Raw genomic sequence first — 25,369 nt, 5'->3', positions numbered from 1 at the left:
CATGACGATAATGACGACCGCTAGCCTGCCAACGCGCCGCTATCAGCTAGTGTTGAGTTCCCTGCTGGCTCTTTTCCTTCTGCTGGGAGGCAGTGTGCGACTGCATGCCCAGACCATCGCCGTGATGGTCAATGGCGAGCCCATCACCAATTACGACATCGAGCAGCGCGCCAAGCTGAACGCTCTGACCGGCGGCAAGACGCCTGATCGGAAGACCGTCCTCGACGAGCTGATCGACGAGAAGCTGAAGATCAAGGAAGCCAAGAAGTTCGGCGTCGACCCCTCCGCCGGCGATATCGAACAGTCCTTCGGCGGCATGGCGCAGCGGATGCGGCTTTCCGGCGACCAGCTCACCAAGGTGCTCGAGGGCAAGGGCATCCGCCCGGATACGCTGAAGCAACGCATCAGGGCCGACATGGTCTGGACCAGCCTGGTCCGCGGCCGCTTCAAGGAAAGCCTGCAGGTTGGCGAAAAGGACGTGGCCAACGCGGTCAAGGAGACCGGAGGGGCGGCTGAGGCCGAGGCGTTCGAATACAGGATGCAGCCGGTCGTTCTGATCGTGCCCCGCGGCGCGCCGCAGTCGGAGTTCGAGGGGCGCCGCAAGGAAGCGGACAGCCTGCGCGAGCGCGTCACCAGTTGCGAGGAAGCCAACACCTTCTTCAAGTCGATGCGCAACGCCGCGATCCGCGAGATCGTCGTGAAGACCTCGGCTGACCTGCCGCAGTCGCTGCGCGACATCCTGGACAAGACCCCGGTCGGCCACCTCACCCCTCCCGAGGTCACCAAGCAGGGCGTCGAAATGGTCGCCCTCTGCGGCAGGAAGGCAACCACCGTCGACACGCCGAAGAAGCGCGAGATGCGCGACAAGATGTACGTGCAGAAGTACGAGGCGAAGTCGAAGGCCTACCTGCAGGAAGTCCGAAAAGCCGCGATGATCGAATATCCAGGCGGGCGATGATCGACTATCGTTGACGCATGGCTCAACCTCTCGCACTGACATCCGGCGAGCCCGCAGGCATCGGCCCCGACATCACGCTCGCCGCATGGCTGCGCCGCCGCGAACTCGATCTCCCGCCGTTCTATCTGCTCGGCGACCGCGCCGCGCTTGCCGAACGCGCCAAGGCGCTCGGGCTTGCCGTCGAGTTGGCCGAGGTCAGCGCCGCGGAGGCATCCGCGACGTTCGCACGCGCCCTCCCCGTGGTTGCGACCGGCAAGACAGCGACGGCGCGACCGGGCCAGCCCGACGGCACGAGTGCCGATGCGGCGCTGGCATCGATCCGGCAGGCCGTCGCCGATGTCGCCGCCGGCAAGGCCAGCGCCGTCGTCACCAATCCGATCGCCAAGAACGTGCTGTACCGCGCCGGCTTCCGACATCCCGGCCATACAGAGTTCTTGGCCGAGCTTGCCGCAAGCGGCGGGCGCGCGCCGCAGCCGGTGATGATGCTGTGGTCACCGGCGCTCGCCGTTGTCCCGGTGACGATCCATGTGTCGGTCCGCGAGGCGCTGGCGCAATTGACGACCGACCTGATCGTGTCGACCGCGCGGATCGTGGTCGCGGACATGAAGGCGCGGTTCGGCCTCGCAGCGCCGCGGCTCGCCATTGCCGGCCTCAATCCGCATGCCGGCGAAGACGGCACGCTCGGCATGGAAGACGTCGAGATCGTCGCGCCCGCGGTCGAGATCCTGCGCCGCGACGGCATTGCCGTCCGAGGCCCGCTGCCGGCCGACACCATGTTCCACGCAGCCGCGCGCAAGACCTACGACTGCGCGATCTGCATGTATCACGACCAGGCGCTGATCCCGATCAAGACCGTCGCGTTCGAGGACGCCGTCAACGTCACGCTGGGGCTGCCCTTCATCCGGACCTCGCCCGATCACGGCACCGCATTCGATATCGCCGGCACCGGCAAGGCCAATCCGTCGAGCCTGATCGCCGCCCTCCGGCTCGCCGCGCGCATGGCCGCGGCATCAAGCTAAGTGAGCACGATCGACGATCTGCCGCCGCTGCGCGACGTCATTCGCGAGCATTCGCTGTCGGCGCGCAAATCGCTCGGCCAGAATTTTCTGCTCGATCTCAACCTCACCGCGCGCATTGCCCGCGCCGCGGGCCCGCTGGAAGACTCCACCGTGATCGAGGTCGGCCCCGGTCCCGGCGGCTTGACGCGCGCGCTGCTTGCGCTGGGTGCCAAGCGCGTGATCGCCATCGAGCGCGACGAGCGGGCGCTGGCTGCGCTCGACTATATCGCCAAGCGCTATCCCGGCCGCATCGAGATCGTGCATGGCGACGCGCAGCGCTTTGACCCGCGTCCCTTGCTCGATGGCGCCAAGGCCAAGATCGTCGCCAACCTGCCCTACAACATCGCGACCCAGCTGCTGGTCGACTGGCTGTCGATCGAGCCGTGGCCGCCCTGGTACGACATGATGGTCCTGATGTTCCAGCGCGAGGTCGCCGAGCGCATCGTCGCCCATGAGGACGAGGAGGCGTATGGCCGGCTCGCGGTGCTCGCCAACTGGCGCGCCGAGACCAAGATCCTGTTTGACATCTCGCCCGCGGCCTTCGTGCCGCAACCGAAGGTCACGTCCTCGGTGGTACGATTGATACCGCGCGCCGCGCCCGAGCCGTGCGACCGCCGCATGCTCGAGCAGGTCGCAGCCGCCGCCTTCGGCCAGCGCCGCAAGATGCTGCGCCAGAGTTTGAAATCGCTGTCGGTCGATCCGGCGCGGCTTGCTGCCGCAGCCGATATCGACGCGACACGGCGCGCCGAAACCATTCCGGTCGCGGGCTTTGTTGCCATGGCCCGGGAATTGGCCGATATACGGGCCACAAAATAGAACAACAGGAGAAAACGTAATGGCGCGTATGGTTCGCCAATCCCTCGTCAAATTCGATGCACCGCTGTGCGAAACCATCGTCGACACGCCGAAGCCCCAGGGACGCGAAGTGCTGGTGCGCATCGAGCGCTGCGGCCTGTGCCATTCCGATCTCCACATCCAGGACGGCTACGCCGATCTCGGCGGCGGCAAGAAGCTCGACACCACCCGCGGCATGACCCTGCCCTTCACGCTCGGCCATGAGATCGCGGGCGTGGTCGACGAGGTCGGCCCCGATGCGCCGAAGGATCTGATCGGGACGAAGAAGGCCGTCTTCCCCTGGATCGGCTGCGGCCAGTGCCGCGACTGCCTCGCCGGCGACGAGAACCTCTGCGTCAAGCAGCGCTTCCTCGGCGTCTCGATCGACGGCGGCTTCGCCACCCACGTGCTGGTGCCCGACGCAAAATACCTGCTCGATTACGATCCGCTGCCGGTCAACCAGGCCGCCACCCTGATGTGCTCCGGTGTCACCGCCTATGGCGCGCTGAAGCGCCTGGTCGATCGTCCGCGCCAACGCAATTTGCTGCTGATCGGCCTTGGCGGCGTCGGCATGATGGGCCTGTCATTCGCGCAGGCGATGTTCAAGCAGCCGATCACGGTTGCCGATCTCAGCCCCGCGGCGCGCGAGACCGCGCTGAAAAACGGCGCGGCGGCCGCCTATGACCCGGCAGAGCCCGATGTCGTCAAGCGCATGCTGAAGGAGAGCGACGGCGGCTTCGACGGCGTCGTCGACTTTGCCGGCAACGAGAAGTCGATGGCGTTTGCGGTGTCGACGGTCGCGCGCGGCGGCAAGATCGTGGTGTCCGGCCTGATGGGCGGCCAATTCACGCTGCCGATGGTGCAGTGGGTGTACAAGCGCATGACCATCGAAGGCTTCATGGTCGGCACGCTGGCCGAAGGTCAGGAATTGATGGCGCTCGCCCGCGCCGGCAAGATCAAGCCGACGCCGATGAAGGAAGAGCCGATGGCCGACGTCCAGAAATGGATCGACGAGCTGCGCGCCGGCAAGGTCGTCGGACGCATCGTCCTGAAGAACTAGAGCATGATCCGGAAGAGCGTGACGCGGTTTTCCGAAAGATCACGCTGAGACATGACGTCCCGCCGGTGCTGCTACCGCCAGCGGGACGCGGCCGCTCCGATGGAACCTGACGGTCGAACCAAGCCATCGTTCGGTTCACGTTCCGCGGCCTCGGGCTCGCCGCAATTGCGGCACGCCGCGAGCCCCAATTAAGCCCCACCCGTTCCGGATTTGCGGCGCATTGCGACCCAACTCTTTGCCGAGATTGGGATCTCCAGCGTTTGCGTTAAAAAAGAGATACCGGGGACGCGTATGTCAAATCGTTCAGCGAAATTCGCTGCGGCGCTTGCCGCCAGCATCCTGGCCGGCGCCAGTTGCAGCGCCATGGCCCAGACCGCCGCCAATACGGCCAATAGCACCAACAACACGGCGGACACCTGCCTGGCCGCGCCCAAGGGAACCGCGCCTGCGGGAAGCCACTGGTTCTACCATCTCGATCGCAGCAAGAAGAAGTGCTGGTATCTCGGCGAGGCCAAGAACGAGGCCAAGAACAAGGCCGCCAAGACGGCGACGACGAGCACGCAGCAGCCGCCAGCGGCAGCAGCGCCCGATACCACAACGGCCGACGCGACGCCGCCACAGAGCCAGCCGACGCCGCAGAGCCAGCCCGCGCCGCAGCAGCCGGCGATGCGCAGATCAGTCGCCGATGCCCATGCCGAATGGCCCTCGCCCCAGGTCGCAGCCGTACCTGCGCCAAGCGCCGACGCCGGCCAGGCCGGCGGAACGGCAGCGACGCTCGACCCGGCAGCCACGCCCACCGGTACCAACGCGCAGCCGTCCGACGTGAACGCCAGATGGCTGGATGCATCGAGCATGGCCGGAACCAACGGAACCAGACGCGCCGCAGACCAGCCGACCGCGGTTGCGCAGGCAGACACGACGCCGCAACCGGCGGCCGCGCCGGCGCCTGCCGCCCCCGCCACGGCCGAAGCGTCCGTGGAGAAGTCACCGTCGTCGACGCAGATGCTGCTGATCGTGATGGTTGGAGCCCTGGCGCTGGCCGGCCTGGTCAGCACGCTGGTTTTCCGGCTGACCCGCACGCGTACGCCGCCTTACGAGACCGAGGATGAGTGGCAGGCGCCGTGGGATTCGCTGCACACCGAGCCGGCGCCCCCGATGGCAGTTGTCAGCCGGGATCGTCCGCTGCGGCTGTCCGAGGCTGCGCCGCGCCGCGCCGAGACGCCCGCTCCGCGCCGTGCGGAGACGCCCGCTCCACGTCGCGCGGAGACGCCCGCTCCACGCCGCGCCGAGAAGCCTGCTCCACGTCGCGAGACTGCGCGTGATCGGGATCAAAGGGAGCAGGACAACAAGCAGATCGCCGCAATGCTGCAGCGGCTTGCGCGCAGCGCGACGAACTAAGGTCCGCTTAGGAAAAAATGCAAACGGACGTGATGCGCTCGCATCACGTCCGCAACGCGCTACTTCTCGAGCTGACGCTGCAGGCCGCGCACGAATTCGGTAAGGCCGGTGCGGCGCTCGCGCTTGAGGCGCTCGGCCTTCAGGATCGACTGCACCTCGGCAAAGGCATCGTCGACGTTGTGGTTGACGACGATGTAGTCGTATTCCGCCCAATGGCTCAGCTCATGACTGGCGCGGCTCATCCGTCCGCGGATGACCTCTTCCGAATCCTGCGCCCGGGTATGCAGCCGCCTCTCGAGATCGGCGGCCGACGGCGGCAGGATGAACACCCGCACCACATCGGCGCTGGCTTTCTGGTGGAGCTGTTGCGTGCCCTGCCAGTCGATATCGAACAGAACATCCTGCCCCACCGCTAGGGCGGCCTCGACCGGCGCACTCGGCGTGCCGTAGCGGTTGTCGAATACGGTGGCCCATTCGAGCAGTTCACCCTGCTCGACCATCTTCTCGAATTTCTTCTTGTCGACGAAGAAATAGTCGCGGCCCTCGACCTCGCCCGGCCGCATCGGCCGCGTGGTCGCCGACACCGACATCTTCAGGCCCGGCTCGCGTTCAAGCAGCATGCGAGACAGCGTCGTCTTGCCGGCGCCCGACGGCGACGACAGGACGAACATCAGTCCGCGCCGCTCAACGCCGTCAAAACCCTGCGCCGTCATCATTCACTCCAGATTCTGGACCTGTTCGCGGAACTGCTCGACCACGTTCTTCATTTCAAGCCCGGTGTTGGTCAGCTCGACGTCGTTCGACTTCGAGCAGCAGGTGTTTACCTCGCGATTGAATTCCTGGGCGAGGAAGTCGAGCCGGCGCCCGACCGGACCGCCCTTGCCGATCATCTCGCGCGCCTGGGCGATGTGCGAGGCGATGCGGTCGAGCTCCTCGCGGATGTCGGCTTTGGTGGCGATCAGGATCGCCTCCTGGTTCAGGCGGTCGGCATCGAAGCGGTCGGACGTCTCGAGCAGGGCCGCGATCTGCTCGGCCAGCCGCGCCTTGATCGCCTCGGGCTTGCGGCCGGGAGCGGTCTCGGCGCGCCTGGCGAGCCGCTCGACCTCGTCCATCCGCTGCATCAGGATCTGCCCCAGCGCATCGCCCTCGCGGCGGCGCATCTCGACAAGGCTGCCGAGCGCCTGCTCGAAGGCCATCGCCGCCGCCTCACGCGCCGCCTTGTCCTCGTCCTCGTTGCTCTCAGGCTCGACCACCTCAATGACGCCCTTGATGCCGAGCAGTCCGTCGATGCTCGGCGCCACCGCGTCGATCCGCTGCGCGAGCGTGCCGGCGACCTTCACCACGGCGGCGAGCACGTCCTCATTGATCCGGATCGTCTGCGCCGCGTCGGTGCGCTTGACGCTGAGATTGGCGTAGACCGTGCCGCGCGACAGCAGCTCGCCGGCCCGCTTCTTGGCAAGCGCTTCCAGTTCGTCCCAGCCCGGCGGAAGCCGCAACCGCAGGTCAAAGCCCTTGGCATTGACCGATTTCAGCTCCCACTCGAACGTATAGGGACCGCTTGCGCCATGGCTTCGGGCAAAGCCAGTCATGCTCGACAGCGCCATCGCGTGAACTCTCCAACAGAAGGATATGGGACTCACCCGGAGCCTGCGAGACTCGTGGGGAGCCGGTGCGACCTTAAAACGGATTCCGTGAAAGTGGAATTACGTTCCACCACCGGAAAATGCAGAGCTACAGCATGATCCGGAAAAGTGTGTGGCGGTTTTCCGAAAGATCATGCTCAAACAAGAAGCTAAAGCGCGATGACGATCGCGCTTTAGCGCTGCACCACCGGCGGGGAATTGGTCTGTTGGGCTGCGCCCTGCCGACCGCGCGGCGGCTTCTTTTGATTGGTGGGCTTCGGCGTCGTCGCCGTGGGATTGGTGTCGGCGCCGGGCGTCGCGGCGGCGGGCGCCGGATCATCCGCGGGCTCGACGGTGTCGTTCTGGATCTGCTTTTCCGACGCGCGCAGCTTGGCGACGTTCTTCGCGTGCTGGTCGTAGGTTTCGGTGAAGGCGTGGCCGCCGGTTCCGTCAGCGACGAAGAACAGGTCGCGGGTGCGCGCCGGGTTGGCGGTCGCCTCCAGCGAGGCGCGGCCGGGATTGGCGATCGGTCCGGGCGGCAGGCCGTCGATCACATAGGTGTTGTAGGGCGACGGCTGCGTGATTTCGCTGCGCTTGATCGGACGGCCCAGCGTTCCCTTGCCGCCCACCAGTCCGTAGATGATGGTCGGATCGGACTGCAGCTTCATCCGCTGGCGCAGGCGGTTCACGAACACGGCGGCGACGCGGCTGCGCTCGTCGGCGCGGCCGGTTTCCTTCTCGACGATCGAGGCCAGCGTGACCAGCTGGTCCGGCGATTTCAGCGGCGTGTCGGTGTTGCGGCGTTCCCAGATTTCGGCGAGCACGCGCTTCTGCGCCTGCTGCAGGCGCTGGATCACCTGGTCGCGCGTGGTGCCGCGCGGGAATTTGTAGGTCTCCGGCAGCAGCGTGCCCTCGCGCGGGATCTCGCGCACCGAGCCGGTGAAGATGTCGTTGTCGGAGAGCCGCGTCACGATCTGCTCCGAAGTCAGACCTTCCGGTATCGTGATGGCGTGCTGCACCACTTTGCCGTCGACGATGGTGGCGATGACGTCGCGCAGGCTGGCATTCTTCTGGAACGAATATTCGCCGGGCTTGAGATCGGAGCTTGCCTTCAGCGCGAACACGCCGCCGATGAAGACCCATGGATTGACGTTGATCACGCCCTCACGCGAGAGCACGTCGGCGATGTCACGCTTGCCGGCGCGCGCCGGGATGTTGACGATCTTGTCTTCCTGCAGCGGTCCCGGCGATTCCAGCGCCTGCTTGCCGTAGTAATACGTCGCGCCGGCGCCGATCATCAGGATGATCAGGATGGTGAAGATGGCATTGCCGACGATCACGAAGGGATTGCGGGCGCGATCCGAGCGCTTGGGCGGCGGCGGAAGCTGTTCGGGCTCCAGCGCGGCGCGTGGACTCCTCGGTGAAATGGGCGGCCTCTCACTCATCGATGCAAACCAATATCCTGCCGGTTGAATCGTGGCCGGACAAACCCCTGCCCTGCCAATAGCATACGCCCGCTATTAGGAGTCACCGCGGAATACGGCAAAACGGTGGACTAGTTCTAAAGTCCCGTTCCGATCGAATCGAAACGGGACTTTGGATTCTCTTTTTCGACGCGTTTTCTTCACGCGAACCGGCACCCACTTCGCTCGAAAACGCTCTAACGACCTACTAATTGGTCACGCGCTGCACGATCACGGAAGCGTTTGTGCCACCGAAACCGAAGGAATTGGACAGCGCCACATTGACGTCACGCTTGCGCGACGTATGCGGCACAAGATCGATCGCCGTTTGCACCGATGGGTTGTCGAGATTGATGGTCGGCGGCACCACGTTATCGCGAATCGCCAGGATCGCGAAGATCGCCTCGATCGCGCCGGCCGCACCGAGCAGATGTCCGGTCGCGGACTTGGTCGACGACATCGAAACCTTCGAGGCCGCATTGCCGAGCAGACGCTCGACCGCGCCGAGCTCGATCTCGTCGCCGACCTGCGTCGAGGTGCCGTGCGCATTGATGTAGTCGAGGTCGGATGCCGCGAGGCCGGCGCGCTTCAGCGCCATGGTCATGCTGCGGAAGCCGCCATTGCCGTCCGGCGGCGGCGAGGTGATGTGGAAGGCATCGCCCGACAGGCCATAGCCGGTGACCTCGGCATAGATCTTCGCGCCGCGGCGCTTCGCGTGCTCGTATTCCTCGAGCACGAGGACGCCGGCGCCCTCGCCCATCACGAAGCCGTCGCGATCCTTGTCGTACGGCCGCGATGCCTTTTCCGGGGTCTCGTTGAAGCCGGTGGACAGCGCACGCGCCGCGCAGAAGCCGGCGATGCCGATGCGCGAGATCGGCGATTCGGCGCCGCCGGCGACCATCACCTCGGCGTCGCCGAGCGCGATCAGCCGCGCCGCGTCGCCGACCGCATGCGCGCCGGTCGAGCACGCCGTGACCACCGCATGATTGGGCCCCTTCAGGCCGTGCTCGATCGAGACATAGCCGGAGGCCAGATTGATCAGGCGGCCCGGAATGAAGAACGGAGAGACCCTGCGCGGTCCGCGCTCCTTCAGCAGCACCGCAGTCTCGGCAATGCCGGTGAGGCCGCCGATGCCGGAGCCGATCATCGTGCCGGTGGCGAACTGGTCCTCATCCGACTTCGGATGCCAGTCGGCATCGTCCAGCGCCTGCTTGGCCGCGCACATCGCATAGACGATGAAGTCGTCGACCTTGCGCTGGTCCTTCGGCTCCATCCACTGATCGGGATTGAAGGTGCCGCCAGTGCCGTCGCCGCGCGGAATGTAGCAGGCGACCTGGCTCGGCAGGTCGGACACGTCGAACGTGTCGATCTTCTTGCCGCCGCTGTCTCCGGCGAGGATGCGCGCCCAAGTTGCGTCAACGCCGCAGCCGAGCGGTGTAAGCATGCCCAGCCCCGTGACGACAACTCGTCTCATTTCCACCTCTCCGGCCAGCAATGCGCGGCTGATAATAAGAAGCCGGGGGACCGCTCGATCACGGTCCGTCCGGCCCCGTCAACTTCGCGATCGGCGTCAGCTCTTCGCGTTCTTCTCGAGAAACTTGGTCGCGTCGCCAACGGTCAGAATCGTCTCCGCCGCGTCGTCGGGAATCTCGCAACCGAATTCTTCTTCGAATGCCATCACGAGCTCGACGGTGTCGAGGCTGTCGGCGCCGAGGTCATCGATGAAGCTCGCGCTATCGACCACCTTCTCGGGTTCGACACCAAGGTGCTCGACCACAATCTTCTTAACCCGCTCGCCAATCTCACTCATCGTTCAACCTCGTTGTTCCATTGGACCCGACCCCAAGACGATACGAGCCATCGTGGTCGTCTCGATTACTCAGTCGCGCATAGTCTTGATTCGGCCCGGTCGTAGCCGATTAAAGCCCCGGCGAACGGCAGGCGTCGCCACGCCAATATACAGGGTTTCAAAATCCTGCAATGGCGTTCTTCGCCCATCCACGGGGGCTTCAGCTACCATACTTCCAAAGCCTTGACTACACGCCTGAACCGGCTCCCGAAAACGGCTTTTCGCCGCATTGCGAGAGGCGGCCAGTAGCTCAAATCATAGCCATCCCGCCGTTGACGTGGATCGTCTGTCCGGTGACGTAGGCGGCCTCGTTCGAGGCCAGATAGACCGCCGCGGCGGCGATGTCCTCGGGCGTTCCGAGCCGCGCCGCAGGAACCTTCGCCAGGATGGATTCGCGCTGCTTGTCGTTGAGCGCATCGGTCATCGGCGTCTTGATGAAACCCGGCGCGATGCAATTGGCGGTCACGCCGCGCTTGGCGTATTCGGCGCCCAGCGTCTTGATCAGGCCGATGATGCCGGCCTTCGACGCGGTGTAGTTGCCCTGCCCCGGATTGCCGGTGACGCCGACGATCGAGGTGATCGCGATGATGCGGCCGAAGCGCTTGCGCATCATCAGTTTGGTCGCCGCGCGCGCCAGGCGGAACGTCGCGGTCAGGTTGACCGCGATCACGTCGTCCCAATCCTCGTCGCGCAGCTGCACGAACAGGTTGTCGCGGGTGATGCCGGCGTTGGCGATCAGGATGTCGACCTGTCCCATCGCAGCTTCCGCTGCCGGCACCAGCGCCTCGACATCATCCTTGCTGGAGAGATTGCACGGCAGGACGTGCACGCGCTCGCCGAGCTTGGCCGCGAAGCCGTCCAGCACCTCGCGCCGCGTCCCCGAGATCGCTACCGTCGCGCCCTGCGCATGCAGCGCCTGCGCGATCGCGCCGCCGATGCCGCCGGTTGCGCCCGTGACGAGCGCCGTCTTGCCAGTCAGATCAAACATCGAATTCTCCTTCCGGCTGCTTCAAGCCGAAGCCGCGAGCGCGTCCTTGGCCACAGCGATATCGTTCGGACCGCCGACGGACACGCCGACCGCGCCGTCGGCAATGCGCTTGACGAGGCCGCTCAGCACCTTGCCGGCGCCGATCTCGAAGAACCGCGTCACGCCCTGCCCTGCCATATAGGCAACCGACTCGCGCCAGCGCACCGTCCCGGTGACCTGCTCGATCAGGCGGCGGCGGATCTCGTCGGGATCGGTGATGGCGGAGGCCAGCACGTTGGAGACCAGCGGCGCCGCGGGCGCCTTGATGGTCACCCCCGACAGCGCCTCTGCCATCGCATCGGCCGCCGGCTGCATCAGCTTGCAATGGAACGGCGCCGACACCGGCAGCAGCATGGCGCGCTTGGCGCCCTTGGTCTTGGCAATTTCGACCGCGCGATCGACGGCGGCCTTGTCGCCGGAGACCACCACCTGGCCGCCGCCATTGTCGTTGGCGGCCTGGCAGACTTGTCCCTGCGCCGCCTCGTTGGCGACCGCCACGGCGGTTTCGTAGTCGAGACCGAGCAGTGCGGCCATCGCACCGACGCCGACCGGCACCGCCTTCTGCATCGCGAGCCCGCGGGTGCGGAGCAGCCGCGCGGTGTCGCGGACGGAGAGGCTCCCGGCGGCGGCCAGCGCCGAATACTCGCCGAGCGAGTGTCCGGCAACAAAGGCCGCATTGCGGCCGACCGAAAAGCCGGCCTCGCTCTCGAGCACGCGCAATGTGGCGATCGACACCGCCATCAGGGCGGGCTGGGCATTTTCGGTGAGCTGCAATGTCTCGCCGGGACCATCCCAGATGATCGCGGTCAGCTTCTCGCCCAGCGCGGAATCGACCTCGTCGAACACGGCCCTGGCCGCCGGAAAGGCGTCGGCCAGGGCCTTGCCCATGCCAACCGCCTGCGAGCCCTGCCCGGGAAACGTAAATGCTGCCGTCATCGGCGATCCCTACCTTGTTGAGCGTGATCTCCGCGCAGGCGCTTTACGCCTGCCGCAGGGGAAAACGGTATCCGCGTCGCGCAAAACGCGCCACAGCGGGTCCGGGCCAATCCCTTGCAACCAAGCCTTGGCAATCAGGCCTTGGCAACCAAGCCTTGGCAGCCCAGGCTTGGCAGCCCAGCCTTGCAACCGGCCCCGGACCGGGCCGTAAGACACTGACGGAGGCGGTGCTGTCAAGCCGCGCCAGAGGAACCCTGGGGATGCCGGTCCCGGCTCCGGGCTAGTGTCCCGAATCCGAAGTTCGCATCATTTGCCGCACCTTCGGAGCGAACTTCGGATTCGATAAGGACACTAGCAAACTTATGATTCTAGTGTGCTTTATGAATGCGAAGTTCGTGAAAGTGGCTGCCGCGAAATCGCACGAACTTCGCATTCAGCACACTAGAACCCGCCGGCATTCTGGTCGGCGTTAACCTCGGCGCCGGCCCTCGCCCGGCGTGCGCTGTTGACCAGCTGGCCCGGACGATCCTCGTTGGCGGGCCTGGCGGTCGCCAGCCGCAGCACGGCGGCGTAGCCCGGCTGCACTTCCATCCGGCCGGCATAGCGGCTTTCGCTGAGGATGCGGTGGACGCGCGGCAGGTTGTAGCAGGGCACGTAGAACAGCAGGTGATGCTCGAGGTGATAGTTCACGTAGTACGGCGCGATGAAGAGACGCTCGAGGACATTGGCCCGCGTGGTGCGGGTGTTGCGCAGGGGATCGGAGCTGTCGGGCACGACGGCGTGTTCGGCAATGTTGCGGATGCGCGTGATCACCATCATCCAGGTCAGCAGCGGCACCAGCCACAACAGCGGATAGGCCCACCACACACCGGCGGCGGCGAGGCCCGCGAACAGCAAGGCGTTGGTGACGCATTGCGGCCCGAGCTTCTGCCAGAAGTTGGCGGCGCGCCGCGACAACGGCCACTCCTTCGGCCCGATCGCATTGAGCAATTGCGCCTTGCGCTGCTGGTAGCCGGTCTGCCCGGTGATATCGCGGAAGAACTTCCGGCGGTAGCTCAGCTTCGTGATCGGAAACGGCGCCGACAGCACGAGATCGGGATCATCCTCCTGCTGCGTCCGCGCATGATGCTGCAGATGATAGCGGCGATAGCCGCGGGTCTCCGCGAAGATCGGATAGGCGCAGAACCACTGGCTCAGCGTCAGGTTGGTCCTCTCGTCCGCCGACAGACAGCCGTGCGCCCCGTCATGCATCAGGATCGCAAGCCCGAGCTGGCGCGAGCCGATGATCGCAACGGCGAGCAGATAGGTCAGCGGATTGGGCCACCACGCGACCAGCGCGATCGCGCCCAGGATCAGCGCCCAGGCATGCACGATCAGGGCTGCGCCCTTCCACGTCGTGCGCTCGCGCACCGCAACCAATTCGTCCTCGGTGAGGAAATCGCGGGCTCGCATGCGAAGCGCGGTCATGTGCCTGTCTCGCCGTCCGTTGAGGATGAAGTGTCGTGATCGCCGACCAGGCGCAGCCGCGTCCCGTCATTGGCCGACGTCGAAGTTGATGTCGCCTGCTCGCCGAGCGCGCGCAGCAATTCGCGGCACATCTCGTCGGCAGCGCGGCCCATCGCAAAACCTTCGACGATCACGCCGATCGCGATCGCCCAGAACCGCCGCGAGCTCTCCTCGGGCGCGCGCAGCGAGCGCCAGCCGTGCCGCTCGACCTGGCCCGCATAGGCGCGCGCGCCCTCGCTGTGCAGACGTTCGATGGTGCGCTCGACAAGGGGCGCGAGGTCCTGCCGGCGCCGCGTGAGGGTCAAGGCCTCCGCGAAGAAAGCGACCGTGTCGGTCGCGGTCACGGTCTCGGCCAAAGCGTGGGTGTAGTCGCGCGGGGTGTGGGCATTCAGGGCGGCCTGCTCGGTCGCGCGCGCGAGATAGAGCATGTCGCGGCTGGCCGCTTCGACGAACAGCGCTTCCTTGGTGCGGAAGTAATAGGTGATCTGGCTCGGAAAGGCGTCCGCGGCCGCGGCGATATCGGAGATCGATGTGCCCGAGAGCCCGCGTTCCTTGAACAGGCGGCTGGCGGCATCGAGCAGCAGCGAGCGCATCTTGCGCCCCGCCGACCGCGTCGCGCGGACCGCGTGCTTCGGATCGGGCGCAGACATGCCGCTGGCGGTCTCCGAACCCATATCTCGTCCTCCCAAAGATGTTTGTATGATATACAAACAAAGAAATCAACGGGAAATCACCCGAGGTTGCGTCATACGGCCTGGAGGGCCACGACACCTCGCACATCCGGGGACCGAGAACCCTTGCTTTCGCGGCCAAAATCCGTATAAGCGCGCCATTCGTGGGCTCCGGCCGGGAGCTGAACGGACGGTCTCAGCAAATTCACCCGTTGATTTTGATGTGGCAGGGCCAGTCGGCCCGTCGTCCCGTGCTCCCGCCTTCTGAGCAGCTCGAGTCCTTTCCGAAGGTCTCGAAGGGCTTGTCGCCGGAAACCGCGCCAACACAGGAAAGGACAACCATGCCTCTTTATGAGCATGTTTTTCTCGCGCGTCAGGATGCGAGCACCCAGCAGGTGGATGAACTGACGGCCCAGATGACGGGGATCGTCGAACAGGGCGGCGGCAAGGTCACCAAGACCGAGAGCTGGGGCGTGCGATCCCTCACCTACCGCATGAACAAGAACCGCAAGGCGCATTTCGTGCTGATGAACATCGACGCACCGTCGGCTGTCGTCACCGAGATCGAACGTCAGGAGCGGATCAACGAAGACGTCATCCGCTATCTCACCGTGCGCGTCGAAGAGCACGAGGAAGGCCCGTCCGCGATGATGCGCAAGGCCGACCGTGACCGCGAGCGCGATGACCGTGGTGGTGGCTTCCGTGGCGACCGCGAAGGCGGCTTCCGTGGTGACCGCGATGGTGGCGGTTTCCGTGGCGACCGTGGCCCGCGCCGTCCGCGCGAAGAAGAAGCTGCGACCGAGGAGTAATGAATCATGGCTGATGCTGGTGCCCGCCGTCCGTTTTTCCGTCGTCGCAAGTCCTGCCCGTTCACGGGCGCGAATGCGCCGAAGATCGACTACAAGGATTCCAAGCTGCTGATGCGTTACGTCTCCGAGCGCGGCAAGATCGTGCCGAGCCGCATCACGGCCGTGTCCGCCAAGAAGCAGCGTGAGCTCGCCCGCGCCATCAAGCGCGCGCGCTTCCTCGGCTTGCTGCCTTACGTGATCAGGTAATCGTTTCCGGCCGGCGGCATACGTCGCCGGCCGCTCATTCTCATAAGGCTTCCGGGTCGTCCGGTCGCCGATGGTTGGGGTTCTCGATGCAGGACCCCTAACCGCTCGAAGGGGGCGGGACAGCTGATGATCGGAATATTCACCGTTGCACTCGCAGCCGGCGCCGCGTCGGCGCTGATGTTCGCCTCGATCAGTTCGGGCGCGGCGATCTCGATATTGCTGTTCTATCTCGCACCGCTGCCGATCATGGTGGCGGCGCTCGGCTGGGGCCCCCTCGCCGCCGCTATTGGTGGAGTGGGTGCGGCATCCGTGCTCGGCACGCTCTTCGGCCTTCCCTACAGCATCGCGTTTGCCATGATGGTCGCCGTGCCCGGCTGGTGGCTCGGCCACCTCGCCCTGCTCGGACGGCCGGTCGCGGGCGAAGCCGGCGACAGCACCAAGCAGCAGCAGCCAGCGATTGAATGGTACCCCGTCGGCCGCATCCTGCTCTGGATTGCAGCCTTCGCCATCGTTACCACGACCGCCGCGCTGCTCACGCTCGGCACCGATACCGACACGATCACCGGCACGTTGCGGCGCGGCCTGCTCAAGATGCTCAGCACCGGCGAAGCGCAGCCCAGCGGTGACATCGAACGGCTGGTCGACGCGTTGGTGATCTTCGCGCCGCTCGCGGCGACCATCATCGCCATGGTGACGCTGACGCTGAACCTTTGGCTCGCCGGCAAGATCACGCAAACCTCCGGGCGGTTGAACCGGCCATGGCCGGATTTCCGCACCACGGCGCTTCCCGCCGTGACGTTGGTCGCGCTGCTGGCGGCTGTCGCCGTCAGCTTCATCGGCGGCATGCTTGCGCTGCTGGCGCAGATCGTCACCGCGGCACTCGTAATCGCCTATGCGCTGGTCGGCTTCGCCGTTCTGCACACCTTGACGCTGTCGCTCACCAATCGCGGCTTCTGGCTCGGTGGCATCTATGCGGTCGTCGTCATGTTCGGCTGGCCGATCGTGGCGATGTTCGCGCTCGGCATCGCCGACGCCGTGTTCGGGCTGCGCCAGCGCTATCTGCAGACAAGACCGCCGCCTTTGCCCGCGGCTTGAGATTCGATCCAACCACTTAAACCCGTACTTTGCATCTAAAGGAGAACGAAAATGGAAGTCATTCTGCTCGAACGCGTTGCCAAGCTTGGCCAAATGGGCGAAGTCGTGCGCGTCAAGGACGGGTTCGCCCGCAACTTCTTGCTGAAGCGCGGCAAGGCGCTGCGCGCCACCGAGGCGAACCGCGCCAAGTATGATGGCATGAAGGCCGAGCTCGAGGCCAACAACATCCAGGCCAAGGGCGAAGCCGCCAAGGTCGCCGAGAAGATCGACGGCCGCGACATCGTCATCATCCGCCAGGCCTCCGAATCCGGCCAGCTGTTCGGCTCGGTGACGGTGCGCGACATCGTCGCCGCGCTGGCTGCCGACGGCGTGACGGTGTCGCGCCCGCAGGTCTGGCTCGACTCGCCGATCAAGGTGATCGGCGCGCAGAAGGTGACGATCGCCGTCCACCCCGAGGTCGAGACCAGCGTCACCGTGACGGTCGCCCGCTCCGCCGAAGAGGCCGAGCGGATCAAGCGCGGCGAGGACATCTCGACCCGCCAGGAAGACCAGGACGCTGCCGCCGAGGCGCTCGCCGCCGCCGGCGAATTCTTCGATCCGGAAGTCCAGCACGACGAGGAAGCCGCGCCGGCTCCGGCCGCCGAAGAGAAGTAAGCTTCTCTCCATCGTCCAACCGACTAAACGCTACGAAGCCCGGCCTCGATCAGGCCGGGCTTTGGATTCGTGCCGCCGCCTTGTCGTCGAGCATGGCGATCGACGCCAATGCGGTCGCGGTGTGCTTCTCCTTGCCGTCGATGACGCAGAACACGTCGGCTGCAACGACGGCGACCTGACGTCCCGGCTTGATCACGCGCGCCCGGCAGATCAGACGATCGCCCGAGGCCGGCGACAGCAGGTTCAGCTTGTATTCCGCCGTCAGCGCCGGCTGGCCGCGCGACGTCGCCGCTGCGATCGTGGTGGCGTTGTCGACCAGAAACGCCGTCACTCCGCCGTGAAACAGGCCATGCTGCTGCAACAGCTCCGGCCGGCGGTCGACCGCGAGCGTGCAGGTGCCGCGCGACAGCTCGGCTACCTCGGCACCGACAAGACCCATGAAGCCCTGCCGGCCGACATTGTCGCGAATTCGCGTCGCGATCGGTGCAAAGTCCGGATCGGTCTCGCTCATGAAGTCTCTCCTGTTCGTTCTGGCGCACCCGGCGCCACCACCGCGCGGACCGCGCAGGCGATCAGCGTCTCGACCTGTTCGCGCGGATCGCCGGTATGGCGGCCCGATAGCCAGGCGCGGCAGAAGATCTGCGCCGGCCCGACGATCTGGCTGAAGAACAGCACGGCGCTCATCGGCAGCAATTCGCCGCGCGCGAGCAGCGGCGCACGCCAGCGCTCGATGCCGTCGGTGAGCCGCGAATTCTCGCTGCGCTGCGCGCCGCGCACCTCCTCGCCCCACTCGCTGCGCGAAATCTCGAACAGGAAGCGCGCCTCGCGCCGGTTGCTCACGACCCAATCGAGATGGGCGTGGATCAGCCGCTCAACGCCCTCGCCCGCCCCGCAGCTGGCGTCGACCGAGCTGATGATGGTGGCGTGATAGGCCTGCAGGATTTCCAGGAACAGGGTGCCGGCGAGCGCCTTCTTCGAGGTGAAGAAGTGGAAGAAGCTGCCGTTGGACGCGCGGGCGCGGGAGCGAATCTCGGCCACCGTCGCGCCCTCAAATCCGTCGCGGTCGAACACCGCCAGTCCCGCTGCCAGCAGATCTTCGCGCGCCGTGCTCAAGTCGTCCTCCTGACTAGATTAACACTCTAGAGCACTGCTCTAATGATGATCAAACAAATACGCCGGACCTTGCGGCCCGGCGTTGGCGATTACTTCGAGGTCGGAGCTTCCGGCGGGCCGGAGCCTGGCGTCGTGGGCGGTGGCGGCGGCGGCGCCGTCGCAGTCACCGGCGGCGCGGCTGGCTCCGGAGCGGGAGATGCGGCGGCTGCCGGCTCGGACGCCGCAGGCGCAGCCGCGGCAGGCGCCGGTGTGACCTGCGGAACCGGATCGGATCGCACGGCAGCCGGCTCGCCGCCGCCATTGCTCTTGGGCGCGTCGACCTTTGCCGTGTCGGGCTCGGCGGCAGGCTTCGCCGGCTTCTCGGCTTCACCCTTGTCATCATGCCGGGTGGATGTCTTGGGGTCTGTCTTGGGCTCGTCGCTGGTCGCCGCGCCCTTGGGCGTCTCCTCGGACTTCGGCTCCTCGACGGGCTTGCCGCGACGGCCGTGCTTCTGACGCGACGGCTTGCCCTCGCCCAAGGCCTGCGGCGTCTGGCCGTCATCCGGCTTCGCGCCTTCCGGCGTCTCGCTCGGGCGGGCCATCCGCTTGCCGCGGTGAGCTGGACGTCCTTCGGGATTCAAGCCATCGCCATCGGGTTTGGCCCCTTCCTGCGGCGCGGCATCCTGGTGCCGTCGGCGGGCCGGACGCTCGGACGGCTGCTCCGGGGACTGGTTCGCCTCCTGCCTGCCTTCCCTACCGCCCTTAGTCCCCCTGGGCTGATCCTTGGCCTGGTAGCGCGGATCGTTGGCACCATTCGAAATCAGATAGGAGGCAAGCACGCCGGCCATGTCGCTGGACGTCGTGTAGTGCTGGCGCAGGAAGCCCGGCAGCGAACCGGCCGGGACCGATTTCAGCAGGCCGCGCGGGCTCTTGTGGCAAGCTGTGCAGGTGCTTGCGAAGATCTGGGAGGGGCTCTTGCCGGCCTCGAGGTTTTGCGCCTGCGCCGATACGGCTGACAGGCAGCCAATCAGAAGCGCCACCGTCGCCAGACTGAGGGCTCGGCTCAACATTCCTTAAGTCTCCAGATTCCGGAAAAATCGCCGCCAGCGCCTGATGGATCGGCCGCGGCGGTCACCTTTTAGCCGATTATCGCGCGAATGGAAGCGCGCCCATGACGCATCCACGCAATTGTCACATTTTGGAATATCGGCTTTGACCACAACGCTATAGCGCGATCTAATTCCCTGCCTATCTTGAGGTTGGGGACACATTGGAGTGATCAACTCCGGTGGTGTCGGTGTGCAGCTTGCCGTTCCGTTGGTGTTTCGATGGACCGATTGTTGCGATACTTCTTGGGGCGCTTCATCCGCCGCGGTTCGATCACGTTCACGACCGCGAGCGGCGCTCAGTTCATCTGCGGTGATGGCACGGGTGTACCGGTCGCCGTGCGCTTCATGACGCGAGGGGCGGAACTACGCATCCTAGTCGATCCCGAACTTTATCTCGGCGAAGCCTTCATGGACGGCACGTTCGTGGTGGAGCAAGGCACCGTCGCCGACGTGCTGGCGGTCCTGATGGGTCAGGCAGCCATGCTGCCGAACTTTGCCAGGCTGCAGGCCTGGGTACGCTTCCTCGGACGCCGCGCCCAGCAGATCAATGTGCGCGGCCGATCCAGAAGCAATGTCGCCCGTCATTACGATCTCGACGGCCGCCTCTATTCCCTCTTCCTCGACGCGGACAAGCAATACAGCTGCGCCTATTTCGAGACGCCGGACGCGACGCTGGACGATGCCCAGCTCGCCAAGAAGCGTCACCTCGCCGCAAAACTCCTGATCAAGCCCGGGCACCGCATCCTCGATATCGGTTCCGGCTGGGGCGGCCTTGGGCTCTATCTCGCCGAGATGAGCGGCGCCGACGTCACCGGCGTCACGCTGTCGACCGAGCAGCTGCAAATTTCCAACGCCCGGGCGGCGGAGCGGAACCTGGCGCAATCGGCGCGCTTCCTGCTGCAGGACTATCGCGACATCCCCGGGCCGTTCGACCGCATCGTCTCGGTCGGCATGTTCGAGCATGTCGGGGTCGCCTACTATGAAACCTTCTTCGCGCGCTGCGCCGAACTGCTGAGCGACGACGGTGTCATGGTGCTGCACTCGATCGGCCGCTCGACCGGCCCCGACGTCACCAGCCCCTGGATCCGGAAATACATCTTCCCCGGCGGCTACATTCCGGCGCTGTCCGAGGTCATGCCGGCGATCGAGAAGGCCGGATTGCTGATCTGCGACATGGAGATCCTCCGCCTGCACTATGCCGAGACGCTGAAGGCATGGCGCGAGCGCTTCATGGCGCGGCGCGAGGAGGCCGTGCGGCTCTACGACGAGACCTTTGCCCGGATGTGGGAATTCTACCTGGCTGCGTCGGAGATGTCGTTCCGCGTGCAGAACATGATGAACTTCCAGCTCCAGCTCACCAAGCGCCAGGGCATCGTCCCGATAACCCGCGACTATATCGGCGGCGAAGAAGCCCGCCTGCGGCTGAAGGAGGCCGGCGCGGCCAAGCCCCGGCTGCAACTCGCCGGCGAATAGGTCTGAAGGAACGGGTCCTGCTAGTTGCGCAGGCTGTAGGCCGACCCGCAATGGCCAAAGGTCGGCGCCGGACGCGCCAGATGGGCCGCGGCGGCCGAAATCAAGCTGGCATCGCAGGGAACATTGCGAACCTCGGGACGCGCCGCCTGCTCCATGGCATCGACAAGCGCCGCCAGCCAGCGGCGATCCATGCCATCTGCCCGGCCAAGCCTTGATCGCGCTGTCTGAAACTCTCGAGCCATCGCCGCCGTATCTTGCCTGAGCGTAGACAACCTGGAATCCGCCGGGTCGTTCCCGCGAACCTGCCGCAAAAAAAGTGCGGCGCATGTGATCTGCTTCACAGAGGTCTGTCCCGGACTGTCGTAGTGGTCCGGAATGACCCGAGAAACACACCAGACGATGTTGGACCCGCAGCGCGATATCGCGACTGACTACGCCCTGATCGCCACTGGTGTGGTGGCCGCCTTGATCGCGCTGGCCTTCCTCATCCTGGTCTGAGAAATCGACGCCAACAGCCGCCTCGCCTCTCCATGGGTCCGCTCGCCTGGCAAAAGGTTCAGGCGGCGTCCAATTTTTGCCAACGACCGTGCTGATCGGCCGGCTCCCGACCGGTTTCGGACAAAACCCCAGTCAAGCGGAATGCATCCGGCTGTTTCGGATTCACACCTCGCGTTGTGTGAATCGTGCATAAGAAACATCCGTCCTTTCGCTTCGTGCCGGGCTGGCGCTTCATCGCCGCCCCACAGCCGAAAATCTCAGTAACGACGAAATCAGAAGAATAAGCTCGTCCATGGCCTTGATTGATTCGAACGTCCACAAGCTCGCGCCCGACGCCGCATCCCCGGCCTACCGAAGTGCGCCGCACAACATCGAAGCGGAACAGGGCCTGCTGGGCGCGATCCTGGTCAATAACGACGCCTTCTACCGGGTCTCCGATTTCCTGGAGCCGAAGCACTTCTTCGAAACCATCCATCAGCAAATCTATGAGACCGCCGGAAGCCTGATCCGGATGGGCAAGGTCGCGAACCCCGTGACCCTGAAGACGTTCCTGCCGGCCGAGCTCGACATCGGCGGCATGACGGTCGGCCAGTACCTCGCCCGGCTTGCCGCCGAAGCGACCACCATCATCAACGCGCAGGACTACGGACGCACCGTTTACGATCTCAGCCTGCGCCGCAACCTGATCCAGATCGGCGAGGACATCGTCAACGTCGCCTATGACGCGCCGGTCGACTTCGCGCCGCGCGCCCAGATCGAGGATGCCGAGCGGCAGCTCTACGGCCTTGCTGAAACCGGCCGCTATGACGGCGGCTTCCAGCGCTTCGCGCAGGCACTGACGATCGCCGTCGACATGGCGGCGAAGGCGTTCCAGCGCGACGGCAAGCTGTCGGGCATTTCGACCGGTCTGCGCGACCTCGACGCCAAGATGGGCGGCCTGCAGCCGTCCGACCTCATCATCCTCGCCGGCCGTCCCGGCATGGGCAAGACATCGCTCGCCACCAACATCGCCTACAACATCGCCAAAGCCTATGTGCCGGAAGTCCAGGCGGACGGCACCACCAAGGCAGTCAATGGCGGCTGTGTCGGCTTCTTCTCCTGCGAAATGAGCGGCGAACAGCTCGCCACCCGTATTCTCGCCGAGCGCACCGGCATCCCCTCGAGCTCGATCCGTCGCGGCGGCATCTCCGAGCTCGATTTCGAGAAGATCCGCGACTGTTCGATCGAGCTGCAATCGCTACCGTTCTACGTCGACGAAACCGGCGGTCTCTCGATCTCGCAGCTCACCGCGCGGGCGCGACGGCTCAAGCGCCAGAAGGGCCTCGACCTGATCGTGATCGACTATATCCAGCTGCTGCAGGGCTCGGGCAAACGCGGCAACGACAACCGCGTGCAGGAAATCACCGAGATCACCACCAACCTGAAGGCACTTGCCAAGGAACTGAACGTTCCGATCATCGCGCTCTCGCAGCTGTCGCGTCAGGTCGAAAACCGCGACGACAAGCGGCCGCAGCTGTCCGACCTGCGTGAATCCGGCTCGATCGAGCAGGACGCCGACGTCGTGATCTTCGTCTATCGCGAGGAATACTACCTCGCCAACAAGGAGCCGCGCGCGGGCACGCCGGAATATGAGAAGTGGCAGATGGACATGGACCTTGCCCACGGCAAGGCCGAAGTCATCATCGGCAAGCAGCGACACGGCCCGACCGGCACGGTCGATCTGCACTTCGAGGCCAGCGTCACGCGCTTCGGCGACCTCGCACCCGACGGTCAGGTTCCGGATCACGGCCACTGAGATCCGGACTCGGTTGAACGACGCAGGGCACCCGCGTACAACTGAGCCATGAACATCGTGACTGACGCGAAATCGCAGCTGACATCCGAGGCCAGTTTGCTGGCGGCCCACCCGACCGCCAGCGGTATCCTCACCATCGACCTCGACGCCATCATCGCCAACTGGCGCAAGCTCGAGAAGACCGCGGTGCCGGCCGAATGCGCCGCCGTGGTCAAGGCCAACGCCTATGGCTGTGGCGCCGAGCAGGTTGCGCGGGCGCTGGCCAAGGCCGGCTGCAAGACCTTCTTCGTCGCCAGCGTCGAGGAGGCCGCCGCGGTGCGCGCGGCCGCTCCCGAGGCGACGGTGTATTCGCTCGGCGGGTTCTTCCAGAACACCGGCGATGCCTACGCCAGGATCGATTGCAAGCCGGTGATCGGCGATCTCAACGAGCTCGCCGAATGGGACGTGTTCTGCCGCCGCTCCGGCTGGTCCGGCGGCGCCGGCATCCATATCGACACCGGCATGAACCGGCTGGGGCTCACGGTCAGCGAGGCGCAGGGCATCATCCCGCGGATCAATGCCGGCGACCACGGCATCACGCTGGTCATGAGCCACCTCGCCTCCGCCGAATTGCTCAACAATCCCGCCAACGCCAAGCAGCTTACGAGCTTCCGCGAGATCGCGAGCCTGTTCACCGGCGTGCCGGCCTCGCTGGCGAATTCTTCCGGCGTGTTTCTCGGCGCGCAATTCCAGTTCGAGATGGTGCGGCCGGGCTGCGCGCTCTATGGCGTCAATCCGACGCCGGAGGCCGACAACCCGATGCAGCAGGTGGTCGATCTCAAGGCGCGCATCGTGCAGATCCGCAACATCGACCGCGGCGAGACCGTCGGCTATGGCGGCACCTGGACCGCGCGCCGGCCGACCCGGCTTGCGATCGTCGCCGCCGGCTATGCCGACGGCTATTTCCGCGCCGCCAGCGCCAATGACGGCACCCGCGGCGCCGAGGTCGTGGTCGCCGGCAAGCGCTGCCCGATCGCCGGCCGCGTCTCGATGGACCTGATCGCGGTCGATGTCACCGACCTCGACAAGAATGCCGTGCGGCGCGGCCACATGGTGACGCTGATCGGCGAAGGCATCACAGTCGACGAGGTCGCGCATCATTTCGGCACCATCGGCTATGAGGTGTTGACCAGTCTCGGCCGCCGCTTCGTGCGCATCTACAAGGGCGGCGATGCCGTCGCCGCGAGAAGCGACGCGGTCGCCGAGACGAGCGAGCCGGCTGCCACGCCCGCAGCACCGCCAGCCTTGCCAACAGCAGCGCCCGCTGCGCCGCCGCCACTGCCGGCCGCCGAGCCAACAGCGACGTCCACCTGACATGATCAAGGTTCGCGATTGCCGGTGCGCATGAAGATCGCGACCTTCAACATCAACAACGTCAACCGCCGCCTGCCCAACCTGTTGCGCTGGCTGCAATCGGCCAGGCCCGACATCGTCAGTCTGCAGGAGCTGAAGGCCAGCGACGCCGAGTTTCCCGCGGCCGCGATCGAGCAGGCCGGCTACGGCGCGGTGTGGCAGGGACAGAAGACCTGGAACGGCGTCGCCATCCTCGCGCGCAAGGCCGCGCCGGCGCTGATCCGCACCGCCCTGCCCGGCGATGCCGGCGATCACGAAGCGCGCTACATCGAGGCCGCGGTGCGCGGCATCGTCGTCACCAGCCTCTATCTGCCGAACGGCAATCCGCAGCCCGGGCCGAAATTCGATTACAAGCTCGCCTGGTTCAAGCGGCTGCGCGCCCATGCCGCCAAGCTGCTCAAGCAGGACGTCCCGGTGGTGCTCGCCGGCGACTACAATGTCGCGCCGACGCCGTTCGACATCTACCCGACGCGGTCCTGGGACAAGGATGCGCTGATCCAGCCGAAGAGCCGCGCCGCCTTCAAGGCGCTGGTCGATCAGGGCTGGTGCGATGCGATCCGCGCGCTGCATCCGGACGCGCCGATGTTCACCTTCTGGGACTACAAGCGCCAGCGCTGGCCACGCGATGCAGGCCTGCGGCTCGATCATCTCCTGCTCAGCCCCGCAGTGGCGCCGCGCCTCGTGAAAGCCGGCGTCGACCGCGCCATCCGCGGCGAGGACGGCGCCAGCGATCACGCGCCGGCGTGGGTGGTGTTGAGGTGACGGGTTTGCGTGTCGCGCTCGCGCCACAATCACTCTGTCGTCCCTGCGAAAGCAGGGACCCA

General features: G+C 65.7%; 27 protein-coding genes. 14 read left to right on the top strand and 13 right to left on the bottom strand.

Features of this window, described 5'->3' with window-relative positions; translation table 11 throughout:
• Nucleotides 1–10: 10 nt before the first annotated feature.
• From ACVMDN_RS14780 to ACVMDN_RS14760, 5 genes are all read left to right on the top strand, one after another.
• The gene (locus tag ACVMDN_RS14780; protein ID WP_456827499.1) at nt 11–958 is read left to right on the top strand and encodes a SurA N-terminal domain-containing protein; all 948 of its coding nucleotides are present in this window, start codon (nt 11–13) and stop codon (nt 956–958) included.
• 17 nt (nt 959–975) lie between these two features.
• Entirely contained in the window at nt 976–1,977 is a 1,002-nt protein-coding gene (gene pdxA / locus ACVMDN_RS14775; protein ID WP_456827498.1) for a 4-hydroxythreonine-4-phosphate dehydrogenase PdxA, read from the top strand.
• Nucleotides 1,978–2,832: a 16S rRNA (adenine(1518)-N(6)/adenine(1519)-N(6))-dimethyltransferase RsmA gene (gene rsmA / locus ACVMDN_RS14770; RefSeq protein WP_057019884.1), complete on the top strand. Its 855-nt coding sequence runs from the start codon at nt 1,978–1,980 to the stop codon at nt 2,830–2,832.
• A gap of 19 nt (nt 2,833–2,851) precedes the next feature.
• Nucleotides 2,852–3,910 carry an alcohol dehydrogenase gene (locus ACVMDN_RS14765; protein ID WP_028344804.1) on the top strand — a complete coding sequence of 353 codons (1,059 nt, stop codon included), beginning with the start codon at nt 2,852–2,854 and terminating at the stop codon, nt 3,908–3,910.
• Nucleotides 3,911–4,201: 291 nt separating this feature from the next.
• Complete coding sequence (locus ACVMDN_RS14760; protein WP_456835117.1) at nt 4,202–5,308, top strand: hypothetical protein; 1,107 nt, start codon at nt 4,202–4,204, stop codon at nt 5,306–5,308.
• Nucleotides 5,309–5,367: 59 nt separating this feature from the next.
• Here ACVMDN_RS14760 and gmk read toward each other — a convergent pair whose 3' ends face one another.
• The 9 genes from gmk to ACVMDN_RS14715 form a co-directional block, all read right to left on the bottom strand.
• Nucleotides 5,368–6,021, bottom strand: coding sequence for a guanylate kinase (gmk, locus tag ACVMDN_RS14755; protein WP_076832200.1), 654 nt, complete (start codon nt 6,019–6,021; stop codon nt 5,368–5,370).
• A gap of 3 nt (nt 6,022–6,024) precedes the next feature.
• Nucleotides 6,025–6,912: a YicC/YloC family endoribonuclease gene (locus ACVMDN_RS14750; RefSeq protein ID WP_141343071.1), complete on the bottom strand. Its 888-nt coding sequence runs from the start codon at nt 6,910–6,912 to the stop codon at nt 6,025–6,027.
• 212 nt (nt 6,913–7,124) lie between these two features.
• Nucleotides 7,125–8,375 (bottom strand): endolytic transglycosylase MltG, encoded by a 1,251-nt coding sequence (mltG, locus tag ACVMDN_RS14745; protein WP_076831963.1) that lies wholly within the window; start codon nt 8,373–8,375, stop codon nt 7,125–7,127.
• A 226-nt stretch (nt 8,376–8,601) separates the two neighbouring features.
• Complete coding sequence (fabF, locus tag ACVMDN_RS14740) at nt 8,602–9,867, bottom strand: beta-ketoacyl-ACP synthase II (RefSeq protein ID WP_092088244.1); 1,266 nt, start codon at nt 9,865–9,867, stop codon at nt 8,602–8,604.
• 96 nt (nt 9,868–9,963) lie between these two features.
• Nucleotides 9,964–10,203: an acyl carrier protein gene (locus ACVMDN_RS14735; protein WP_002716125.1), complete on the bottom strand. Its 240-nt coding sequence runs from the start codon at nt 10,201–10,203 to the stop codon at nt 9,964–9,966.
• A gap of 289 nt (nt 10,204–10,492) precedes the next feature.
• The gene (gene fabG, locus ACVMDN_RS14730; RefSeq protein WP_076831958.1) at nt 10,493–11,230 is read right to left on the bottom strand and encodes a 3-oxoacyl-[acyl-carrier-protein] reductase; all 738 of its coding nucleotides are present in this window, start codon (nt 11,228–11,230) and stop codon (nt 10,493–10,495) included.
• 21 nt (nt 11,231–11,251) lie between these two features.
• Complete coding sequence (gene fabD, locus ACVMDN_RS14725; protein ID WP_456835118.1) at nt 11,252–12,205, bottom strand: ACP S-malonyltransferase; 954 nt, start codon at nt 12,203–12,205, stop codon at nt 11,252–11,254.
• A gap of 441 nt (nt 12,206–12,646) precedes the next feature.
• A complete protein-coding gene (locus ACVMDN_RS14720; RefSeq protein WP_076831952.1) occupies nt 12,647–13,672 on the bottom strand; it encodes a fatty acid desaturase family protein in 1,026 nt (341 codons plus the stop codon).
• Complete coding sequence (locus ACVMDN_RS14715) at nt 13,669–14,385, bottom strand: TetR/AcrR family transcriptional regulator C-terminal domain-containing protein (protein WP_141343068.1); 717 nt, start codon at nt 14,383–14,385, stop codon at nt 13,669–13,671. Before ACVMDN_RS14715 ends, ACVMDN_RS14720 begins: the two co-directional genes overlap by 4 nt.
• 338 nt (nt 14,386–14,723) lie before the next feature.
• Between ACVMDN_RS14715 and rpsF the strand changes: the two genes are divergently transcribed.
• From rpsF to rplI, 4 genes are all read left to right on the top strand, one after another.
• The gene (gene rpsF / locus ACVMDN_RS14710) at nt 14,724–15,191 is read left to right on the top strand and encodes a 30S ribosomal protein S6 (RefSeq protein ID WP_026192679.1); all 468 of its coding nucleotides are present in this window, start codon (nt 14,724–14,726) and stop codon (nt 15,189–15,191) included.
• 6 nt (nt 15,192–15,197) lie between these two features.
• Nucleotides 15,198–15,437 carry a 30S ribosomal protein S18 gene (gene rpsR, locus ACVMDN_RS14705; RefSeq protein WP_016844287.1) on the top strand — a complete coding sequence of 80 codons (240 nt, stop codon included), beginning with the start codon at nt 15,198–15,200 and terminating at the stop codon, nt 15,435–15,437.
• 126 nt (nt 15,438–15,563) lie between these two features.
• Entirely contained in the window at nt 15,564–16,532 is a 969-nt protein-coding gene (locus ACVMDN_RS14700; protein ID WP_141343067.1) for a hypothetical protein, read from the top strand.
• Nucleotides 16,533–16,583: 51 nt separating this feature from the next.
• The gene (gene rplI, locus ACVMDN_RS14695) at nt 16,584–17,186 is read left to right on the top strand and encodes a 50S ribosomal protein L9 (protein WP_141343066.1); all 603 of its coding nucleotides are present in this window, start codon (nt 16,584–16,586) and stop codon (nt 17,184–17,186) included.
• A gap of 49 nt (nt 17,187–17,235) precedes the next feature.
• On the opposite strand, the gene ACVMDN_RS14690 is transcribed toward rplI, so the two are convergent.
• The 3 genes from ACVMDN_RS14690 to ACVMDN_RS14680 form a co-directional block, all read right to left on the bottom strand.
• A complete protein-coding gene (locus tag ACVMDN_RS14690; protein WP_028344793.1) occupies nt 17,236–17,697 on the bottom strand; it encodes a PaaI family thioesterase in 462 nt (153 codons plus the stop codon).
• Nucleotides 17,694–18,299, bottom strand: coding sequence for a TetR/AcrR family transcriptional regulator (locus ACVMDN_RS14685; protein ID WP_141343064.1), 606 nt, complete (start codon nt 18,297–18,299; stop codon nt 17,694–17,696). Before ACVMDN_RS14685 ends, ACVMDN_RS14690 begins: the two co-directional genes overlap by 4 nt.
• Nucleotides 18,300–18,388: 89 nt before the next feature.
• Complete coding sequence (locus tag ACVMDN_RS14680; RefSeq protein WP_310884764.1) at nt 18,389–19,348, bottom strand: hypothetical protein; 960 nt, start codon at nt 19,346–19,348, stop codon at nt 18,389–18,391.
• Between the two features lie 258 nt (nt 19,349–19,606).
• Between ACVMDN_RS14680 and ACVMDN_RS14675 the strand changes: the two genes are divergently transcribed.
• Nucleotides 19,607–20,860 (top strand): SAM-dependent methyltransferase, encoded by a 1,254-nt coding sequence (locus ACVMDN_RS14675; protein ID WP_141343105.1) that lies wholly within the window; start codon nt 19,607–19,609, stop codon nt 20,858–20,860.
• A gap of 20 nt (nt 20,861–20,880) precedes the next feature.
• Here ACVMDN_RS14675 and ACVMDN_RS14670 read toward each other — a convergent pair whose 3' ends face one another.
• The gene (locus ACVMDN_RS14670; RefSeq protein WP_194295401.1) at nt 20,881–21,051 is read right to left on the bottom strand and encodes a hypothetical protein; all 171 of its coding nucleotides are present in this window, start codon (nt 21,049–21,051) and stop codon (nt 20,881–20,883) included.
• Between the two features lie 184 nt (nt 21,052–21,235).
• Here ACVMDN_RS14670 and ACVMDN_RS14665 point away from each other — a divergent pair, with 184 nt between their 5' ends.
• From ACVMDN_RS14665 to ACVMDN_RS14650, 4 genes are all read left to right on the top strand, one after another.
• The gene (locus tag ACVMDN_RS14665) at nt 21,236–21,358 is read left to right on the top strand and encodes a hypothetical protein (RefSeq protein ID WP_256520498.1); all 123 of its coding nucleotides are present in this window, start codon (nt 21,236–21,238) and stop codon (nt 21,356–21,358) included.
• Between the two features lie 292 nt (nt 21,359–21,650).
• Nucleotides 21,651–23,153 carry a replicative DNA helicase gene (locus ACVMDN_RS14660; protein WP_057019871.1) on the top strand — a complete coding sequence of 501 codons (1,503 nt, stop codon included), beginning with the start codon at nt 21,651–21,653 and terminating at the stop codon, nt 23,151–23,153.
• A 48-nt stretch (nt 23,154–23,201) separates the two neighbouring features.
• Nucleotides 23,202–24,506, top strand: a complete 1,305-nt coding sequence (gene alr / locus ACVMDN_RS14655) for an alanine racemase (protein ID WP_456835120.1) — start codon at nt 23,202–23,204, stop codon at nt 24,504–24,506.
• A 30-nt stretch (nt 24,507–24,536) separates the two neighbouring features.
• Nucleotides 24,537–25,307 carry an exodeoxyribonuclease III gene (locus tag ACVMDN_RS14650; RefSeq protein ID WP_456835871.1) on the top strand — a complete coding sequence of 257 codons (771 nt, stop codon included), beginning with the start codon at nt 24,537–24,539 and terminating at the stop codon, nt 25,305–25,307.
• The last annotated feature ends 62 nt before the right edge of the window (nt 25,308–25,369 follow it).

The organism is Bradyrhizobium sp. USDA 4510, assembly GCF_054059095.1.
Note: the sequence above shows the minus strand (reverse complement) of the source record. Positions and strands in the feature narration are given on the sequence as shown.

What these genes read in the sequence shown, in the direction of transcription:
- ACVMDN_RS14780 (WP_456827499.1), top strand. Translation starts at nt 11, where the DNA reads ATGACGACCGCTAGCCTGCCAACGCGCCGCTATCAGCTAGTGTTGAGT.
- pdxA (WP_456827498.1), top strand. Translation starts at nt 976, where the DNA reads ATGGCTCAACCTCTCGCACTGACATCCGGCGAGCCCGCAGGCATCGGC.
- ACVMDN_RS14765 (WP_028344804.1), top strand. Translation starts at nt 2,852, where the DNA reads ATGGCGCGTATGGTTCGCCAATCCCTCGTCAAATTCGATGCACCGCTG.
- ACVMDN_RS14760 (WP_456835117.1), top strand. Translation starts at nt 4,202, where the DNA reads ATGTCAAATCGTTCAGCGAAATTCGCTGCGGCGCTTGCCGCCAGCATC.
- gmk (WP_076832200.1), bottom strand. Translation starts at nt 6,021, where the DNA reads ATGACGGCGCAGGGTTTTGACGGCGTTGAGCGGCGCGGACTGATGTTC.
- ACVMDN_RS14750 (WP_141343071.1), bottom strand. Translation starts at nt 6,912, where the DNA reads ATGGCGCTGTCGAGCATGACTGGCTTTGCCCGAAGCCATGGCGCAAGC.
- mltG (WP_076831963.1), bottom strand. Translation starts at nt 8,375, where the DNA reads ATGAGTGAGAGGCCGCCCATTTCACCGAGGAGTCCACGCGCCGCGCTG.
- fabF (WP_092088244.1), bottom strand. Translation starts at nt 9,867, where the DNA reads ATGAGACGAGTTGTCGTCACGGGGCTGGGCATGCTTACACCGCTCGGC.
- ACVMDN_RS14735 (WP_002716125.1), bottom strand. Translation starts at nt 10,203, where the DNA reads ATGAGTGAGATTGGCGAGCGGGTTAAGAAGATTGTGGTCGAGCACCTT.
- fabG (WP_076831958.1), bottom strand. Translation starts at nt 11,230, where the DNA reads ATGTTTGATCTGACTGGCAAGACGGCGCTCGTCACGGGCGCAACCGGC.
- fabD (WP_456835118.1), bottom strand. Translation starts at nt 12,205, where the DNA reads ATGACGGCAGCATTTACGTTTCCCGGGCAGGGCTCGCAGGCGGTTGGC.
- ACVMDN_RS14720 (WP_076831952.1), bottom strand. Translation starts at nt 13,672, where the DNA reads ATGACCGCGCTTCGCATGCGAGCCCGCGATTTCCTCACCGAGGACGAA.
- ACVMDN_RS14715 (WP_141343068.1), bottom strand. Translation starts at nt 14,385, where the DNA reads ATGGGTTCGGAGACCGCCAGCGGCATGTCTGCGCCCGATCCGAAGCAC.
- rpsF (WP_026192679.1), top strand. Translation starts at nt 14,724, where the DNA reads ATGCCTCTTTATGAGCATGTTTTTCTCGCGCGTCAGGATGCGAGCACC.
- rpsR (WP_016844287.1), top strand. Translation starts at nt 15,198, where the DNA reads ATGGCTGATGCTGGTGCCCGCCGTCCGTTTTTCCGTCGTCGCAAGTCC.
- ACVMDN_RS14700 (WP_141343067.1), top strand. Translation starts at nt 15,564, where the DNA reads ATGATCGGAATATTCACCGTTGCACTCGCAGCCGGCGCCGCGTCGGCG.
- rplI (WP_141343066.1), top strand. Translation starts at nt 16,584, where the DNA reads ATGGAAGTCATTCTGCTCGAACGCGTTGCCAAGCTTGGCCAAATGGGC.
- ACVMDN_RS14690 (WP_028344793.1), bottom strand. Translation starts at nt 17,697, where the DNA reads ATGAGCGAGACCGATCCGGACTTTGCACCGATCGCGACGCGAATTCGC.
- ACVMDN_RS14680 (WP_310884764.1), bottom strand. Translation starts at nt 19,348, where the DNA reads ATGTTGAGCCGAGCCCTCAGTCTGGCGACGGTGGCGCTTCTGATTGGC.
- ACVMDN_RS14675 (WP_141343105.1), top strand. Translation starts at nt 19,607, where the DNA reads ATGGACCGATTGTTGCGATACTTCTTGGGGCGCTTCATCCGCCGCGGT.
- ACVMDN_RS14670 (WP_194295401.1), bottom strand. Translation starts at nt 21,051, where the DNA reads ATGGATCGCCGCTGGCTGGCGGCGCTTGTCGATGCCATGGAGCAGGCG.
- ACVMDN_RS14665 (WP_256520498.1), top strand. Translation starts at nt 21,236, where the DNA reads ATGACCCGAGAAACACACCAGACGATGTTGGACCCGCAGCGCGATATC.
- ACVMDN_RS14660 (WP_057019871.1), top strand. Translation starts at nt 21,651, where the DNA reads ATGGCCTTGATTGATTCGAACGTCCACAAGCTCGCGCCCGACGCCGCA.
- alr (WP_456835120.1), top strand. Translation starts at nt 23,202, where the DNA reads ATGAACATCGTGACTGACGCGAAATCGCAGCTGACATCCGAGGCCAGT.
- ACVMDN_RS14650 (WP_456835871.1), top strand. Translation starts at nt 24,537, where the DNA reads ATGAAGATCGCGACCTTCAACATCAACAACGTCAACCGCCGCCTGCCC.